The organism is Gluconobacter albidus (genome assembly GCF_002723915.1).
Lineage (GTDB): Bacteria > Pseudomonadota > Alphaproteobacteria > Acetobacterales > Acetobacteraceae > Gluconobacter > Gluconobacter albidus.
Genome location: NZ_BEWL01000003.1, coordinates 31,747 through 48,520 on the forward strand (window position 1 = coordinate 31,747; position 16,774 = coordinate 48,520).

Genomic DNA, 16,774 nt, shown 5'->3' on the forward strand with positions numbered 1-16,774 from the left:
CGAAACGGCCTATTCTGGAATGCGTTCGAGCAGCCATGTCACGCTCTGATGGGTCCGTTTGACGGGCTTCTCCGCTGCGGGTTTTTCAGGCTCCGGCGCGCTTTCGCCCTCAGGCGGGGCCACAACCTCAGCAACCGGCTGCGGCATGATGATGATCTGGCGGCAGATTTCGCGTTTTCCACGCCCCAGATACACGTCGTTTTCCAGACGCACGACACCGTCTCGCTGCCTGAAGCGCCAGATCGTCCCGCCGACCTGAAGAATGATATCCTCGTCATCCTGCGTCACCGTCACATCCGGGTGGATGTGAAAACGGATCGCAAAGTCGATATTGCGTTCGCCGTCGATCAGTTCCTGCCCGCGCAGATCCTCACCATCAGCACCGAAATACAGACGCCGCGTCCATTTCGCGCCCAGAGGCGCGTGATAGCCGTCATGCGACAAGTCCAGCCAGTGGGCGGTCCCGTCCGTCTGATGGTCGCAGGAGACAGTGACCGGACGGCGCGTCACGCCGCCATCAGGCCCGAAATCCGCCGAAGACAGACCATCCGCGACAAGAACCGTATGGGCGGCACTGCTGCGCATGGCGTCCCGCCACGCCCCGATCACGGCACTGCCGCAATTGACGAACAGGCGGTGTCGCTGATGCGAGAACTCGAAAGACAGCGTTCCGGCATGAGCGGTTTTATCGAAACCAGCCGGAGCAGGCGGTCCGCTATCGACAATCAGCAGCGATTTCCCGAGCGCAAGCCGCGTGAAGCGCCCCTGCGGCATGGCCGGCGCGATCAGCTTCTGGCGCGATCCCTGAGCCAGAACATCCTCTACCGCCGCACTGTGCCGCTCGTTCGCCCCGTTGAAAACCGCAAGCCCCCCGTCTCCATGCCGCATGGCCCGCAGAACGGGACAGACCTTGTCCAGAGCCCGGTCGATGAACGGCGGAACACTCGCATGGGCCGTGCGGAACATGACGGACATTTCCGCCAGCTCGCGCGCCACCAGAAACTGAGCCTCGGGACTGCGCTCGATCACGGTCCCATCAGCGAGAACGAGACGCTCCAGCTCCGCCGGAAGATAGCGCAGAAAGCGTGACATGAATCCCGTCTGCTCCGGCATCGCCATCGCGGCGGCCAGAAGCCCACGGAAGGCCATCAACCCCCGCGCACCCTGTGGCGGCAGCGGCAGAAGCGCCGCAATGGTCCGCCCCTCCACCAGCATCCGCTCCATCAGACGCTGCTGAAGCCGCGGATCGGCGGATGCCAGACAGAACTCATGGTTCGACAGCCACGACGCCAGACGCGATCCCGTCACACAGGCATCGCGGACCAGAGGATCGGTTGGCGGATGCGCCAGCCAGTCACTGACGAGTCCGCGCGCGGTCAGGCGGGCCCTGTCACTCCCGAGCGTCCGCAGGTCCCGCAGCCAGCCGAACCCGTGCAGCCATTCCCGCGCCGATTCGGGCCAGGGGCCACGCTCCCAGTTGCCGCTGGGCAGAACATAATCGTGCCGGTCGAAACGGAACTTCCCGCCAATCAGGCGCGCACCCTGCTCAGCATCCCCTTTCCAGGGATCACGAAACACGTGCACCGGCCCTTCGGAGGCAGGCGCACCAAACGGCAGACGGGCAAGGGAAAGACGAAGACCGCGAAGCCAGCGACTGCCCGTCATCCGGGCGTCTGTTCCACGAACGGTCCTTCAAGCGCCCGGATCGCCGCGTCCCGGTCTTCTTTTCCAAAAATCGCCGAGCCTGCGACGAGCATGGTCGCCCCTGCTTCCACAACACGTGGCGCCGTTTGCGGGTCGATGCCGCCATCCACGGCAAGGATGATCTCGCGTCCACTCTTGCGAATCATCTCCGACAGCGTCCGGATCTTGGCGAGCTGGCTGTCGAGGAAGCTCTGTCCGCCGAAACCGGGATTGACGGTCATGACCAGGATGATGTCCACCAGATCCATGACTTCCGACAGCGCCACGGCAGGCGTCGCCGGACAGATCGCCACACCGGGACGGCAGCCCAGAGCGCGGATGGTCTGGAGCGAGCGATGCAGATGGGGCGCATTCTCGACATGGACCGTGATATGGTCGGCACCGGCTTTCGCGGTCGCTTCCAGATACGGATCGACCGGATCAATCATCAGATGCACGTCGAATTTCGCATCAGTATGTTTGCGCAGTGCCGCAATCACCGGAGGACCAAAGGAGATGTTCGGCACGAAATGTCCGTCCATCACATCGAGATGGAGCCACGGCGCACGCGCGATGGAGGCGATCTCTTCCCCGAGGCGGGAAAAGTCAGCAGCCAGAAGGCTGGGGGCGACAATGATCGAAGAACGCTCAGTCATACTGTCATGTATCGGCAAAGCCATCGCGCGACGCAAGCCACATCCGCATCCGTGCGCATCTTCGTGAGGTTCATGTCTGTGTGTGCTGCTCCGGAACCCCGGCGCGTCTGAAACGTCCTGATGACTAAATCCGTAGACCTGCCCGGAGCGCCTCATGACCGATCGCCTTTCGCCTACCCTTCTCAGCCGCGACAGTTGGATCCGCCGCCCCTCACACCGGGCCTGGCTGGAAATGCAGGGTCGCCGTCTTCTGGATTTCAGCAAGGGCGGCTGCGTCAATGGAGGTTTCGCAGGACTGGATCTGGAAGGCACCCTTCCCGAAAACGCCAAGCCCGAAGCCACCCTGACCGCCCGCTGCGTTCACGCCTATGCACTGGCCGAGCTGCAGGGCCTTCCCGGAAGCGCACCACTTGTCGCGCATGGCATTCACGCCCTGCGCACCCATTTCCGTGATGACGACCATGGCGGCTGGCAGCATTTCGCGGACAAGGACAATGACCGCAAACAGGCTTATCTCCACGCATTCGTCGCTCTTGCCGCCTCTTCAGCCGTCCTGATCGGAGCGGAGGGCGCAGGCGAACTACTCAAAGACGCCACCCATCAGATCGACACCCATTTCTGGAGCGAGGACGAAGGCGTCATGCGCGAGAGCTTCGCTCCGGATTGGTCGGACGAGGAAAACTATCGGGGCGCAAACAGCAACATGCACTCCACCGAAGCCTTCATGGCTCTGGCGGACGTCACCGGAGACGTGAAGTGGCTGCAGCGCGCCCGGCGCATCGTCACCCGCTTCGTGCATGAACTGGCCGCCGGGCAGGGCTTCGCCATGCCTGAGCATTTCGATCGCGACTGGACCCTCATGCGCGAGTACCACAGCGACAAACCCAACGACGACCTGCGCCCCTATGGCATGACGCCGGGGCATTTCGTGGAATGGGCGCATCTGACCCTGAAACTCGAAGTCGCCCTGCTCCGTCATGGCCTGGAGGCCCCGGACTGGATGTTGCACGACGCGCAGGCGCTGTTCGAAACGGGGATGAACACCGGCTGGAACGCCGATGGCCGACCGGGAATGCTCTACACGATCAACTGGGAGCATGCCCCCCATAACCGCAGCCGCATCCACTGGGCACAGGCCGAGGCACTGACAGCTGCCATCAATCTCTACAAGCGGACTGGAAACCCTCATTACGAGCACTGGTACCGCACGATCTGGGACTATATCGACACGACCCTGATCGACCGGGATTTTGGAAGCTGGTTCAACGAAGTCAGCCCTGAAGGCGAACCCACCGAAACGATCTACAAGGGCAAGGGCGATCTGTATCACGCCTATCAGTCCACACTGGCCCCCATGATGCCCCTCGCACCGTCTCTGGCCACAGCCATCGAACAGATCGGCGTTCCCTACTGAGTCAGCCGGGTGGCGCTTTCGTCAGCACATAGACCGGAAGCGCCACGGAATCCCGAAACAGATACCAGAGCTCCGCCAGCCGGAACCGGGACGGCGCCGCACCCGAAACCGGCGATACGCCCGCCCGGCCCAGCACCCATTCCGCCCGCAGGATATGAAACCACTGCGTGACCACGACCGCGCCCTGCGGATGCAGACGCGCGACATGCAGGGCCGTCAACCAGGTATTGTTCCCGTGCGAATCCACAATGATGGCCGCTTCAGGCACACCCCGCTCCATCAGCCAGTCCGCCATGATCCGGGCTTCATCACGATGATTGCCGCTCTCGATCGCACCGCTCACCATGACCGTCCGGACAAGGCCGCCGCGCCACAGCCGCAGCCCCTCTTCCAACCGTTCACGCAGCGCCGGGCGGGGCTTGCCTTTCGCAGTCACCGCCGTCCCGAAAATGACCGCCATCTCAGAACGCTCTGGTACGGCTGACAGCCCCCGAAACGCCACGAACCCCATCCAGAGCAGAAACAGACCCGGGAGAACCGCACCAAACGTCAACCCGCTTACAATCCAGCGCCTGTGCCCCATCAGGATACCGTCTCCTTCCCCGCCTGCGTACGGTGCAGATAGAGCAGCGCCACCCCTGCTGCCAAAATCCCGGACAAAGACCCCACACCCAGCGCCCAGCGCGGCCCCAGCGAATTGGCTACCATCCCAACCAGCGGCGCCCCCAGCGGCGAGGACCCCGCGAAAACCGCAAAACGGATCGACACCACGCGCCCCCGCATGCCCGGATCGGTCGCAAGCTGCATGTAGCTGTTGCTCACCGCCGTAAACGTCAGGGACGCCATGCCCGCCATGACCAGCGTGACCGCAAAAGCCCAGTATCCAGGCGCAAGCGCGCCCAGCAGACATGCCAGACTGAACACCACCGCCCCTTGCGGCAGCGCCGAAAACTTCATGGTCCTGCGGCTGGCAGCGAACAGCGCGCCCGTAATCGTCCCCACCGCCATCGCCGAATTGAGAACCCCGTAACCATGCGCCCCGACATGAAAGACACTGACGGCCATGGTCGAAATATAGATCGGGAAATTCAGTCCGAAGGCGCCGAGCAGAAACAGCATGAACAGGATGGTCCGCAGATCATCGCGCTTCCAGACATACCGCACCCCCGACAGCAGATCCTGCTTTTCCTGATGCGCGCTTTCCGGTTTGCGGGACGAAAGACGGTGCAAATCCTGCGCCCGCAGGGACAGAAGCGACATCAGCACGCCGTAAAATGAAAACCCGTTGAGGATGAACGACCACCCCGAACCCAGTTCCGCAATGCAGAACCCGGCCACTGCGGGGCCGATCATGCGACCTGCATTGTACGACACGGAATTGAGCGCCACCGCATTCGGCAGGTCTTCCTCGCCCACCAGTTCACCAGCAAAAATCTGTCGGACAGGACTGTCAAATGCCGCAACACATCCGCTCAGGAAGGCGAACAGATCCACTTCCCACAACCGGATCATTCCGGTCACCACCAGAGTTCCGAGCGCGATGGCCAGTGTGCCCAGTGCGGCCTGCGTCAGAAGCAGGAAGCGATGTTTCTCCACCCTGTCGGCGATTTTTCCGGTCCAGAAAATCAGCAGAAGGGGCGGGGCAAGCTGAAGCGCCGTAACAATCCCGACTGCCGTTGCATCCTGCCGGGTCAGTTCCGTCAGGACCAGCCAGTCCTGCGTGGTCATCTGCATCCAGGTTCCGATATTCGAAACCAGCGCCCCCATGGCCCAGACGCGGTAATTCCGCCGCCCCAGAGACCGGAAGGCCCCGCCCATCATGGGCAGGCCCTGTCATTCAGCGCAGAAAGAAAGAGCGGACTGACAACCATGGATGTCAGTGTCGGGAATATCGTCTCCGATGTCGAGACATGTCAGGAAAATGCGTCTTTCACTTTCCTGAAAAAGCCTCAGAAACCGGCCGGAACCAGTTCACGGGGTATGGACCCCGGTCTCCTGCCTGCGGACTGTACCGGGCTGAAACGGAATTTGGACAGTTCAGCGAACAGATCCTTCGCCTCGTTGCTCAGATTCCGGCAGGCCACGTTGACCTCTTCCACCATCGCGGCATTGCGCTGCGTCATCTGGTCCATTTCGTTGATGGCCTTGTTAATCGTCTCAAGGCTCTCGGCCTCGCCCGTCGTGGAGCGGGAGATGTCTTCAAGCAGCGACGTGATCCCGTCCACATGCTCACTGATGACCTTCATCGAGCGGTCCGCATCCCCGACAAGCTGGACACCCTCTTCCACCTGCCGGCCCGAAGACGTGATGATGTTGCGGATATCCTGCGCCGATTTGGCGGAGCGCTGCGCGAGAGCCCGGATTTCCTTGGCCACAACATCAAAACCCTGACCGGCCTCTCCCGCCCGGGCCGCTTCGATCCCGGCATTCAGCGACAGAAGATTGGTCTGGAACGCGATTTCCTCAATCAGGCCCAGAATACTCTCGACCTGCCGTGACGACGTCCGGATTTCGCCCATGGCCCGGTTGGCCGAATGCATGATCTCCGAAACCACGACGGTTTGTCCCCGCGTTTCAAGAGCCGTTTCACGCGCCCTCACCGCAGAACGCGCCGTTTTTCCGACCGTCTGGGTGATGCTGTTGATGGAGGCGGCAGACTGGGCCAGGGTGATGGCCTGACGTTCCGTTCGTCCACTCAGTTCCGTAGAGGCTGACGCAATTTCGGAAGTGCCGTTGGCGATGACGGAGGTCGCATCGGAAATCTTGGCGATTGCCGTCCGGTAGATCTGGATGAGCGTGTTGAAATTCTGCCGGAATTCCTCGAACCGGTCCTGAAAACCGTCGCCGAACGTGAAGGTCAGATCCCCTTCCTTCACAATCTCCAGTCCGGCACAGATGGTCCCGATCGTCTCATCCTGCACCCTCCGGATACGCTCGCTCCGGCCGGACAGTTCCTTCTGGATCTGCGCTGCATCCCGTGCTTCTTCCGCAGAGTTTTCCTGAAGCTTCAACTGCTTCTGGCTGTTTTCACGGAACATCTGAAGCGAGCGCGCCAGCCGCCCCGCACAGTCATGGTGATGAAGGCACGGAATGGTGATGTTGAGAGCGCCGCCCGCGACCTTCTCCGTCGCAGCGGTAATCTGCTCGAAAGGCACGGCAATTACATGAATGGCGAACCGGGCGATCAGAAGTGTCAGTCCAACCTGAAACAGCAGCCCCATGCACTGCGACAGCATCTGTTCATGCCGGTAATGAATAAACAGATGCTCGCAAAGCTGCTCCACCACGAACTGCACCAAGGCAATCATGACAAGAATCGCAAACAGTACTTTGATTTTCTGTCGGACGTAGGCGGTTTTTTCAATCCAGTTTAACATGATCGCCTTTATTGAGCTCAGCTCTCACGCACTGCTTGGACACTGGCGTGATGTTTTTTGAAAACTATACATGTCGTTATTAATAAAGAATGAAGAATGCTCTCGAAATTGTTTGCAACACTCCAGCTGCACTGCGCGGACAAAATCTGCTCATATTGACAATTTCCTGTCCCCGGACGATCTGTGACGCTTCACCGTGGGGAGCCCCGGCAAGGGGCTGAGATTCTGCTGACATGACGCTTGTCCGTCATAGGGCGCAGTGACCCATTGAACCTGATCCAGTTCACACTGGCGGAGGGATGGTGGTCGCTGCCTGCCGGACGCATTTTCATGATCCCGCCAGCCAGCAGCTTGAACCTTTCCTGTCAGCGCTGAACTTCCATTGCTTGCAGGCGAGGCGCTTTCCATCATGGCCCACGAACACCACGGAAATTCTGCTGCGCCCCGCCTGCGGTATCATGGCATCCTGCCGGCCCTGCTCGGCACCACGGTGTGCCTGTCCGTCGCCCATGCGGCCGATACGACAGGGCCAAAAGCCCATCAGACAGTTCCCGCCTCCCCAGCCACCTTGAATGCGCCCCGCACCGCCCCGGCCGAACACGTGGCCGAGCATATCGTCGTCCACCGAATTCCAGACAGCGCGCCCGGAAACCAGCCGGGAGGCGGCCTGATCCATCCGCAGGACGGCGTGAAATCAGTCAGTACCGTCAGTCAGGATTTCATTTCCAAACAGGCCCCCATGGCCACGGCCTTCCAGCTTGCCGCCATGCTGCCCGGCGCCAATGTGTCCTCGTCCGATCCAATGGGGTTTTCTCCCAATACCGACATCACCGTCCGCGGGCTCGATAACAGCGCCATCGGTTATGTGCTCGAAGGCATGCCGCTGAACGATGTCGCCGCCTATTCCGGCACGCCCAGCCAGTTCGCAGACAGTGAGAACTATCAGGAAATTGCCCTGTCACAGGGCTCGGCCGATCTGGACAGCCCGGTCCTGAACGCCGCCGGGGGCCTGATGAACCTGACCTTCCGCGACCCCGCCAAAAAAGCGGGGGGTGACGCCAGCGTGTCTTACGGATCCTACAACACCAACCGCGAATTCATCCGCCTCGACACCGGCGACATCGCCCATACCGGCATCCGTGGCTTCGTCTCCTACTCCCACGGCGCGACCGACAACTGGCGCGGGCCGGGACGCGACGAAAAGCAGCATGTCGATTTCAAGTTTCTCAAGGAATGGGGGCAGGGCAACCGCGCCAGCCTCATCGGCACCTTCAACACAACCATCACGAGCTGGTATCCCGAACCCACCATGGACACATGGAAATCGGATGGGATCAAAGGCCAGAACAACCTGCTGGCCCATTATGACAGCAGCAATCCGGAAAACGGCGCGAATTACTGGCGTCTGTGGCGGGACGGAGAGCGCACGCTTTATGGCGGCGCGCCGGTCCATCTGACCCTGACCGACCATCTGACCCTGGACGTCACACCCTACGCGCAGCTTGCCTATGGCAACTGGCCGGGCGGAAGCACGCTGTCCGAAACCGGACTTTACCAAGGCACACAGGCCCTGTCGGACACTCTGAACCTCCCCGGCGCGCAGGACGGCGTGGGCGTTGTTCGCGCGGATTACACCCAGCGCAGCTACCGCTCCGGCTTTACCAGTGCGCTTCACTACAAAACCGGCTGGAACGATTTCGTTCTGGGGTACTGGTATGATTATGGCGACGACAACGAACAGCAGCCCTTCACGGCCGTCCAGACCAACGGCTATGCGCCGGACATCTGGGCGCAAAACGGCCGCGACGTAATCCGCCTGTCCAACGGCGAACGCCTTCTGGGCGGCAGCTTCCACACCATTTCACAGACCAACGCGCTGTTCATCGGCGACCACATGTCCCTGCTGCACGACCATCTGGCCATCGACCTTGGCTTCAAAGCCGTCATGATGAGCCGCGATGGCACGAACAGCATGCCGGGCCCGCAATACCATGTCGGCTCCAACAGCATGGAGCCCCTGCCCCGCCTCGGCGTGCGCTGGCGCATTGACGCGGAAAACCAGATCTTCTTCAACGCTACGACCAATTTCCGCGCCCCGGACCAGAGCGCGCTGTACAACACCTATGACCCCTCTTCGGGCGAAATGTACGGAACCGGATCGGCCGATGTCCGCAACGAATATTCCATTTCCGAAGAACTGGGATACCGCCGCACGGGACGCTGGATCATCGGCAGCCTGACGCTGTTCAACTACAATTTCACCAACCGCCAGATCTCCACGCAGGCCGTCCAGAACGGCTCCATCGTCAGTACGACGATGAACGCAGGTGGCCAGACCTCACGCGGCGTGGACGTGGAGATCGGCCTGCGTCCCTGGCATCATTTCAGCCCCTATGTCTCAGGCGAGTACCTGCATGCCACGATCGACAATGACCTGATGTCGGGCGGCGACCTGCTGCGCACCCGCGGCCGCATCGCCGTCCGCAGCCCGACCCTTCAGGCCGCGGCCGGGCTGAGCTATGACGACGGACACATCTTCGGCGTCGCCACCGTGCATTACACCGGCCACCAGTACGCGACGTTCACGAATGACGAGCGCGTTTCGGATCACACGACCGGCGATCTCGCCATCGGCTACCGCTTTTCGGACCATATCCATCTGCATCAGCCGACCCTGCGGATGAACTTCATCAACATCACGAACGAACACTACCTTTCCGGCGTGGCGAGCCCGACCATGAATGCAAAGGATACGATCGGCGTGTACGGCACCACCATCGCCGGAAGTGCCCCGAACTACTTCATCGGTGGCGGGTTTGCGGCCCTGTTCACCGCTTCGACGGGATTCTGAGCATGGCGGAGGCTTCCGGACAATTCGGCGTCAATGGTCCCGAAAGCAGGCGGGACTGGCCCGCCCTGTCGGACGCCGAAGCCCGCGATGTTCTCTCCCGTTTTCCGCTTCCTTCCCCCGCGCGGCAGGTCATCTGGCACGGACGACGCCCCTTTTCCTCAACAGGCGTCGTTTTGCTGGAGGATAGCAGCCGCGTTTTTCTCAAACGCCACGATCATTGCCTGCGCGATGCAACAGCCCTTGCGGAAGAACACCGCTTCATCACACATCTGGCTGAACAGGGGGTTCCTGTCGGCAAGACGTGGCACACAAAAAGCGGGGAAGCCGCACTCGATCTGAATGGATCGGCCTACGAAGTCTTTTCCATCATGCCCGGACATGACCTGTACGAGACCGTGCAATCCTGGGAACCGTTCCACAACGCCCGCCACGCCTTTTCCGCTGGCCAGCGTCTGGGCCAGCTTCACCAGGCGTCAAGAAGCTTCGACGCCCCTGCGCGCCCTGCCCGCCGCCCGCTTCTCTCCACCTTCGAGATCATCACATCTGCCGATCTGATGACCGGGCTGGAACGCTGGATCCCCCATCAGGCCGGGCTTACCGAAGCCCTGACACACCACCGCTGGCGCGCCGATCTCCCGCAGGCCCTCCTGCCCTTTCATGAAAAGCTGAAGCCGCATCTCGGCACAATCCAGCCGCGCTGGGGACATGGCGACTGGCACCCGTCAAACCTGTTCTGGACCGGCACCGACCCGGAAGCGCAGGTCTGCGGCATTCTCGATTTCGGCATGTCGGACCGCACCTGCGCCGCCTACGATCTCGCGGTCGCCATCGAACGCACCGCCATCGCATGGCTCGAACCCGAAAGCGACTGTCCTGTCAGCCTCGACCGCCTCGAAGCCTTCCTGTCAGGCTATCAGACACACTATGCCCTTTCGGCTGAAGAAAGCCGTCTGGTGCCCCTTTTCCTGCCGCTCGTTCACGTCGAATATGCCCTGTCCGAAGTCGCCTATTACGAGACACTGGTTCATGACAGGGCCGGAGTGAAAGCCGCCTATACGGACTATCTTCTGGGCCACGCCCACTGGTTCTCGTCTCCCACAGGCCAGCAGTTCCTGCACAAGCTGACGCATCTTCTCCAGACGGCGCCATGTCCCTGATCGAAATTCTGGGCGCCGTCCTCAGCGCGCTGGCCGTCTGGCTGACATCGCGGCGCAGCATGATCTGCTGGCCCGTGTCTCTGGCCGCGGCAGGGCTGTATTCCTGGATTTTCCTTCAGGCCCGGCTTTATGCCGATGCCGGGCTTCAGATCGCATTCTGCCTGTATGTCGTCTACGGCTGGCAGCACTGGCGCCAGATGGCGAAACCGGATGGTAGGATCCACGTCCGCCGTCCGACACGCCCCACACTTCTGAAAGGGCTGCTCTGCGGCGCGGCAGGAAGCGCTGTCTGGGCATTCATCCTTGCCCGCTTCACCAACGATCCCACACCCGTCACGGACGCCACCCTCACGGCCTACAGCATTCTCGCCCAATACTGGGACACCATGCGCTATCGTGAAACCTGGCTGTTATGGATCGTGGTGGACAGCGCCTATGTGACCCTGTTCCTCAGCCGCGGTCTTTATCCGACAGCCCTGCTTTATGCCGGTTTTGTCGTACTGGCGATCAACGGATACCGGCTCTGGAAACCCGAAGCCTCTGGCTGAGCGGCATCCAGTCCCCCCTCTGAATCTCCATCAAAAAAAAAGCCGCCCTGAATTTTCAGAGCGGCTTTTTTCAGACCAGAACATTAATCAGCCGGCTCATCCTCTGGCAGAGGCTGGATCTGACGCAGCTTGCCGTAGCGGTCGTAATAAAAAACAGATGTACCCCGCCGTTCGGCATAACCGTCCGGCTGACCATCCTTCGTCTGAAACAGCAGCCGGAAGGCATCCGGCTGCTCGATCACCTTGTCCCCTGCCGGGCGATACCGATACCGGCTGAAATCGGCATGGCTCTTGGGCAGCGACGAGTTGTGATACAGGTCGTGCATGCTCGGCTTCTTGGGACCGTCATCCGCATCCTGCGCCACGGCCGTACCAAGGGCCGCGCCTGAAACGGCAAGAACGGCCAGTACTGGGACAATCAACCTGCGCATGATGCTCTCCGGTCAGTGCGTTTGTGCGGGCACCTTAGGCGAAACTGTCTTCTGGCTCCAGCCACCCCCGAGTGCGCGATACAATGTTACAATATTCTGGAACCTTGCGGCCTTGACCATGATGTCGTTCTGCTGCGCCTGATAGAGGGTGCGCTGCTGCGTCAGGGTGGTCAGATAGCTGTCGATACCGGCCTTGTAGCGCATGTTGGCCAGATCGAATGCCTGCTGCGACTGCGCCACCAGCTCATCCATGTGGCGCTGCTGGGTCGTATAGGTTTCCCGTGCCGTCAACGCATCCGAAACTTCACGGAACGCCGACTGTACGGTCTTTTCATACTGCGCCGCATTCTGACGGGACTGCGCCTTGGCCATCATCAGGTTCCCTTCGCTCTGCCCCCAGGTCAGCAGCGGAATGCTGATGGACGGGGAGATGCTCCAGGTTTCGGCACCCGGCGTGAACAGCTTGCGGAACTGAAGCGAACTGGTGCCTTCCGAAGCCGTCAGCGTAAAGCGGGGGAAGAACGCCGCGCGCGCTGCACCCACATTGGCATTGGCCCCCAGCAGGGTATGCTCTGCCGCACGGACGTCCGGCCGCTGCTCCAGCAGATCCGAAGGAAGGCCCTCCGGCAGATCCGTGATCATGGTCTGCGATCCGAAGGGCGCCGGTTCCGGCAAGGTCGAGGGCAGCGGCGAGCCGACGAGAAGCTGAAGCGCATGCTCGTCATCCGCCAGAGCGCGCGTATATTGCGCCTCATAGGCGGAAGCCTGCTCGACCTGTGTCTTGACCTGCGCCAGCGTCAGCGCATCCGTTTCGCCATTGTCATAGGAAAGCTGGGTCAGCCGCAGGGTATCGCGCTCGGACGCCAGCGTGGCACGCGTCACCCGGAGCTGCTCGCGATCAGCCAGCCACTGGATGTAGGTCGTCCCGATCTGCGAGACCGTCGTGATGAGAACGTTCCGCGCGTTCTCGACGTTGTTCAGCACCGTTTCCTTCTGCTGACGCGTCAGGTTGCGGATGCGGCCCCACAGATCAATTTCGTAAGACGAAAATCCGATCGACGTCTGATACAGACGCAGGGTCGAGATATGCTCGCCAACGCCAGGCGCAAAGGAGAAACCTGCCGTATCGGATGGCGCCATGAACAGCCCCTGTCCGCCAGCCGAGATGATCGGAAACAGCGAGGCATTCTGGATCTCGTACTGGCCGCGCGCCACGCCCACAGCATCAAGCTGCGCTGCGATGTCGCGGTTGTTTTTCAACGCCAGCGCCACGAGCGCCTTCAGCCGCGGGTCGGTGAAGAAATCCTCCCACCCGAGATTGGACGCGGCCTGAGCCGCAGGCGTGTTCCTCGATGCCGTATCCGCGGGGTAGCTGTTCTGGATGGCCTGCGTGGGCCGGTGGTAAACCGGCGCCATGTTACAGGCCGAAAGCATCAGCATTCCGGCAAATCCGGAAGTCAGTCCGAGACGGGCCTTCATGCTCCGTGCTCCCCTTCGGCGACAGGCGCCGCCTTGTTGTCCAGATGGGCATACGGGTCCTTGCGGTCCCTGACCCGGCTCACACGGAACAGACGCAGCACCACCACGAAGAAGACCGGGACGAAATAGACCGCCAGCAGCGTTGCCGAGAGCATGCCACCCACGACACAGGTTCCGATCGCCACGCGCGCTGCCGAGCCAGCCCCGGTCGCGATCGCCAGCGGAAACACACCACAGACAAAGGCGATCGACGTCATGAGGATCGGACGCAGACGCTCACGCCCGGCTTCCAGAACCGAGTCTTCCAGAGTTTCGCCACTTTCGAAGAAGGCCTTGGCGAATTCCACGATCAGGATCGCGTTCTTCACCGACAGACCCACCGTCGTGAGCAGCCCGACCTGGAAATAGACGTCGTTGGCCAACCCGCGTCCCAGCGTTGCCGCAATGGCACCCAGCACGCCGAGCGGAAGCACGAGCAGCACCGCGAACGGAATGGCCCAGCTCTCATAAAGCGCCGCCAGACAGAACATGATGACCACAACGGCCAGAGCATAAAGCGGTCCGGTCGATCCACCCGAAGCAAGCTGCTCGAACGACAGACCCGTCCACTCATAACCGATGCCGCGCGGCAGCTTGGCCAGAAGCTTCTCCATTTCCGTCATCGCCTGACCCGAGCTTGCGCCCACGGCCGGCTGTCCCTGGATTTCGTAGGAGTTCAGACCGTTATAGTCCTCGACCTTCTGCGGACCGTTAACCCAGACCCCCGAAGCAAAGGCATTGAACGGCACCATCGTTCCCGTCGCATTGCGGACATACCAGCGGTTCAGATCCTCCGGCGTCATGCGCGCCCAGGGCTCGCCCTGGATATAGACCTGCTTGACGCGGTCATTGCGCATGAACTGGTTGACGTAGATGGAGCCAAACGCCCCTTCAATCGTCGTGTTGATATCCGCATTCGTCAGGCCGAAAGCGTTGGCGCGCTCACGGTCGATATCAAGCTTGAACTGCGGCGCATCCTCCATACCCAGCGGGCGAACAGCCATCAGAAGCGGATTTTTCGCTGCTTCGCTCAGGATCTGGTTTCGCGCGGCCAGCAGCGCTTCATGACCCAGATGTCCGGTGTCTTCCAGCTCCAGATCAAAACCGGTCGCATTGCCCAGCTCCATCACAGCAGGCGGATTGACGGCAAAGATCTGCGCTTCCGGATCCATCCAGAAATGCATCATGATCTCGCGCGACACGGTCATGGTGGTGTGCGCAGTGCCCGGACGCTGGTCCCAGGGTTTCATACGGATGAAGAACGCACCCGCACTCTGCCCCTGACCCGCGAAGCTGAAGCCCGTCATGGTGAAGACGGATTCAACATACTGGCCGTAGGTCTTGAGAACGTAGTCGGTAATCTTGCGGTTGACGGCCGCCGTCTGCGCTTCGGTCGCCCCGTTGCGCATTGTGACCTGTCCGAAGATGATTCCCTGATCCTCGTCAGGAAGGAACCCCCCCGGCACGCGCATGAACAGGAACCCGACCAGCGCCGTGAGCAGGACGAACCCGAGCATGCTGACGACCGGCACGCGGATCAGCCATTTTACGCCCCCGATATAACCGTTCGTCATACGATCGAACGTCCGGTTGAACCAGGCTGCGGGTCCACGATCATGCCCCTTGTGGGTCGGCTTGAGCATGGACGCACAGAGAGCCGGCGTCATGACCATCGCCACCAGAACCGACAGCCACATGGCCGCAACGATCGTGATAGAGAACTGGCGATAGATCACACCCGTGGAACCGCCGAACGCTGCCATCGGCAGGAACACCGCCGTCAGCACCAGCACGATGCCCACAAGCGCACCCGAGATCTCGTCCATGGAGACACGGGCCGCTTCTTTCGGTGACAGTCCCTTGTCCGTCATCACACGTTCGACGTTCTCGACCACCACGATCGCGTCATCGACCAGCAGACCGACCGCCAGCACCATGGCCAGCATGGTCAGCGTGTTGATGCTGTAGCCCACAATGGACATCAGCCCGAACGTTCCCAGAAGAACCACCGGCACGGCGATCGTCGGGATCAGCGTGGCGCGGAAGTTCTGCAGGAAGATCAGCATCACGATGAATACGAGGACGATCGCCTCGATCAGCGTCTCGACCACTTCATGAATGGAGAGCGTGATAAATGGCTCGGTATCAAGCGGATAAACGAGCTTCAGGCCTTGGGGAAAATAACGGCTCAGCTCACCCAGACGCGCACGCACGGCAGCCTCGGTCTTGAGCTGGTTCGCGCCTGGCGCCAGCTTGAGCGCCATCGCGGCGGCCGGATGGTTGTTGTAAGACGATCCCAGAGCATAACTCTGCGCCCCCAGCTCGACCCGCGCCACGTCCTTCAGACGCACCTGGCTGCCATCCTGCTGCACCTTGAGCAGGATTTCCTTGAACTGGTCAGGCGTGCTCAGACGGGTCGGACCAATAATCGTGGCATCGAACCCGATGCCCTTTTTGGCCGGAAGACCGCCAAGCTCACCCGAAGAAACCTGGATGTTCTGCGCCTGAATGGCGGACTGGACATCGCCGACCGTCAGGCCGAAATTGTAGAGCTTCGACGGGTCCAGCCACACGCGCATCGCATATTCTGAGCCGAACAGCGTATGATCGCCCACGCCCGAAACGCGTGACAGCGGGTCGGAAATGTTGGACGCGACATAATCCGAGATGTCCTGCCCAGACATGCTGCCATCTTCGGAAATGAAGGCCACGACCATCATGAAGTTCTTGGTCGCCTTCGTGATGCTCAGCCCCTGCGCCGTGACTTCCGCCGGCAGACGCGGCTGGGCCAGCTGGAGCTTGTTCTGGACCTGAACCTGCGCGATGTCAGGGTTCGTACCCTGCTCGAACGTCAGGTCGATCTCCATCTGTCCGCTCGCATAAGACGAAGCCGACAGATACTCGAGATGGTCCAGACCATACATCTGCTGAAGGATCGGGCGGACAACCGTATTGTTCACCGTCTCGGCAGATGCACCCGGATACATGACCGAAATGGCAATCTGGGGCGGTGCAATGTTCGGATACTGCGCAATCGGCATGCGCGTGATCGCAACACCGCCAACGAGCATGATAATCAGACCGATAACCCACGCAAAGATGGGCCGGTCAATGAAGAAGCGGGACAATGACATGCGGG

Annotated in this window: 12 protein-coding genes and 1 riboswitch; of the genes, 4 read left to right on the top strand and 8 right to left on the bottom strand. The window is 61.0% G+C overall.

What is annotated here, in order from left to right:
* Positions 1-9: 9 nt before the first annotated feature.
* Both GAL01_RS05265 and rpe read right to left on the bottom strand, forming a co-directional pair.
* Entirely contained in the window at positions 10-1,665 is a 1,656-nt protein-coding gene (locus GAL01_RS05265) for a heparinase II/III family protein (RefSeq protein ID WP_062028622.1), read from the bottom strand.
* Positions 1,662-2,339 (bottom strand): ribulose-phosphate 3-epimerase, encoded by a 678-nt coding sequence (rpe, locus tag GAL01_RS05270; RefSeq protein WP_062028624.1) that lies wholly within the window; start codon positions 2,337-2,339, stop codon positions 1,662-1,664. Before rpe ends, GAL01_RS05265 begins: the two co-directional genes overlap by 4 nt.
* A gap of 154 nt (positions 2,340-2,493) precedes the next feature.
* Here rpe and GAL01_RS05275 point away from each other — a divergent pair, with 154 nt between their 5' ends.
* A complete protein-coding gene (locus tag GAL01_RS05275; protein ID WP_062028626.1) occupies positions 2,494-3,753 on the top strand; it encodes an AGE family epimerase/isomerase in 1,260 nt (419 codons plus the stop codon).
* A 1-nt stretch (position 3,754) separates the two neighbouring features.
* On the opposite strand, the gene GAL01_RS05280 is transcribed toward GAL01_RS05275, so the two are convergent.
* From GAL01_RS05280 to GAL01_RS05290, 3 genes are all read right to left on the bottom strand, one after another.
* Positions 3,755-4,336 (bottom strand): YdcF family protein, encoded by a 582-nt coding sequence (locus GAL01_RS05280; RefSeq protein WP_082790658.1) that lies wholly within the window; start codon positions 4,334-4,336, stop codon positions 3,755-3,757.
* Positions 4,336-5,574 carry an MFS transporter gene (locus GAL01_RS05285; RefSeq protein WP_062028628.1) on the bottom strand — a complete coding sequence of 413 codons (1,239 nt, stop codon included), beginning with the start codon at positions 5,572-5,574 and terminating at the stop codon, positions 4,336-4,338. Before GAL01_RS05285 ends, GAL01_RS05280 begins: the two co-directional genes overlap by 1 nt.
* A 128-nt stretch (positions 5,575-5,702) precedes the next feature.
* Positions 5,703-7,130, bottom strand: coding sequence for a methyl-accepting chemotaxis protein (locus tag GAL01_RS05290; RefSeq protein ID WP_082790659.1), 1,428 nt, complete (start codon positions 7,128-7,130; stop codon positions 5,703-5,705).
* Positions 7,131-7,317: 187 nt separating this feature from the next.
* Positions 7,318-7,447, top strand: a riboswitch (TPP riboswitch).
* Between the two features lie 92 nt (positions 7,448-7,539).
* Here GAL01_RS05290 and GAL01_RS05295 point away from each other — a divergent pair.
* From GAL01_RS05295 to pnuC, 3 genes are read left to right on the top strand one after another with little or no spacing between them, the layout of a single operon-like run.
* On the top strand, positions 7,540-9,981 hold the full coding sequence (locus tag GAL01_RS05295; protein ID WP_231865259.1) for a TonB-dependent receptor: 2,442 nt from the start codon (positions 7,540-7,542) through the stop codon (positions 9,979-9,981).
* Between the two features lie 2 nt (positions 9,982-9,983).
* Positions 9,984-11,138, top strand: coding sequence for a phosphotransferase enzyme family protein (locus GAL01_RS05300; protein WP_062028630.1), 1,155 nt, complete (start codon positions 9,984-9,986; stop codon positions 11,136-11,138).
* A complete protein-coding gene (gene pnuC, locus GAL01_RS05305) occupies positions 11,129-11,686 on the top strand; it encodes a nicotinamide riboside transporter PnuC (RefSeq protein ID WP_062028633.1) in 558 nt (185 codons plus the stop codon). Before GAL01_RS05300 ends, pnuC begins: the two co-directional genes overlap by 10 nt.
* 83 nt (positions 11,687-11,769) lie before the next feature.
* Here pnuC and GAL01_RS05310 read toward each other — a convergent pair whose 3' ends face one another.
* Genes GAL01_RS05310 through GAL01_RS05320 form a run of 3 tightly spaced genes read right to left on the bottom strand, consistent with a single transcriptional unit; the run spans position 11,770 to position 16,769 of the window.
* The gene (locus tag GAL01_RS05310; RefSeq protein ID WP_062028635.1) at positions 11,770-12,117 is read right to left on the bottom strand and encodes a hypothetical protein; all 348 of its coding nucleotides are present in this window, start codon (positions 12,115-12,117) and stop codon (positions 11,770-11,772) included.
* Positions 12,118-12,129: 12 nt separating this feature from the next.
* On the bottom strand, positions 12,130-13,596 hold the full coding sequence (locus tag GAL01_RS05315; protein ID WP_062028637.1) for an efflux transporter outer membrane subunit: 1,467 nt from the start codon (positions 13,594-13,596) through the stop codon (positions 12,130-12,132).
* Entirely contained in the window at positions 13,593-16,769 is a 3,177-nt protein-coding gene (locus tag GAL01_RS05320) for an efflux RND transporter permease subunit (protein ID WP_062028639.1), read from the bottom strand. Before GAL01_RS05320 ends, GAL01_RS05315 begins: the two co-directional genes overlap by 4 nt.
* Between the last annotated feature and the right edge of the window lie 5 nt (positions 16,770-16,774).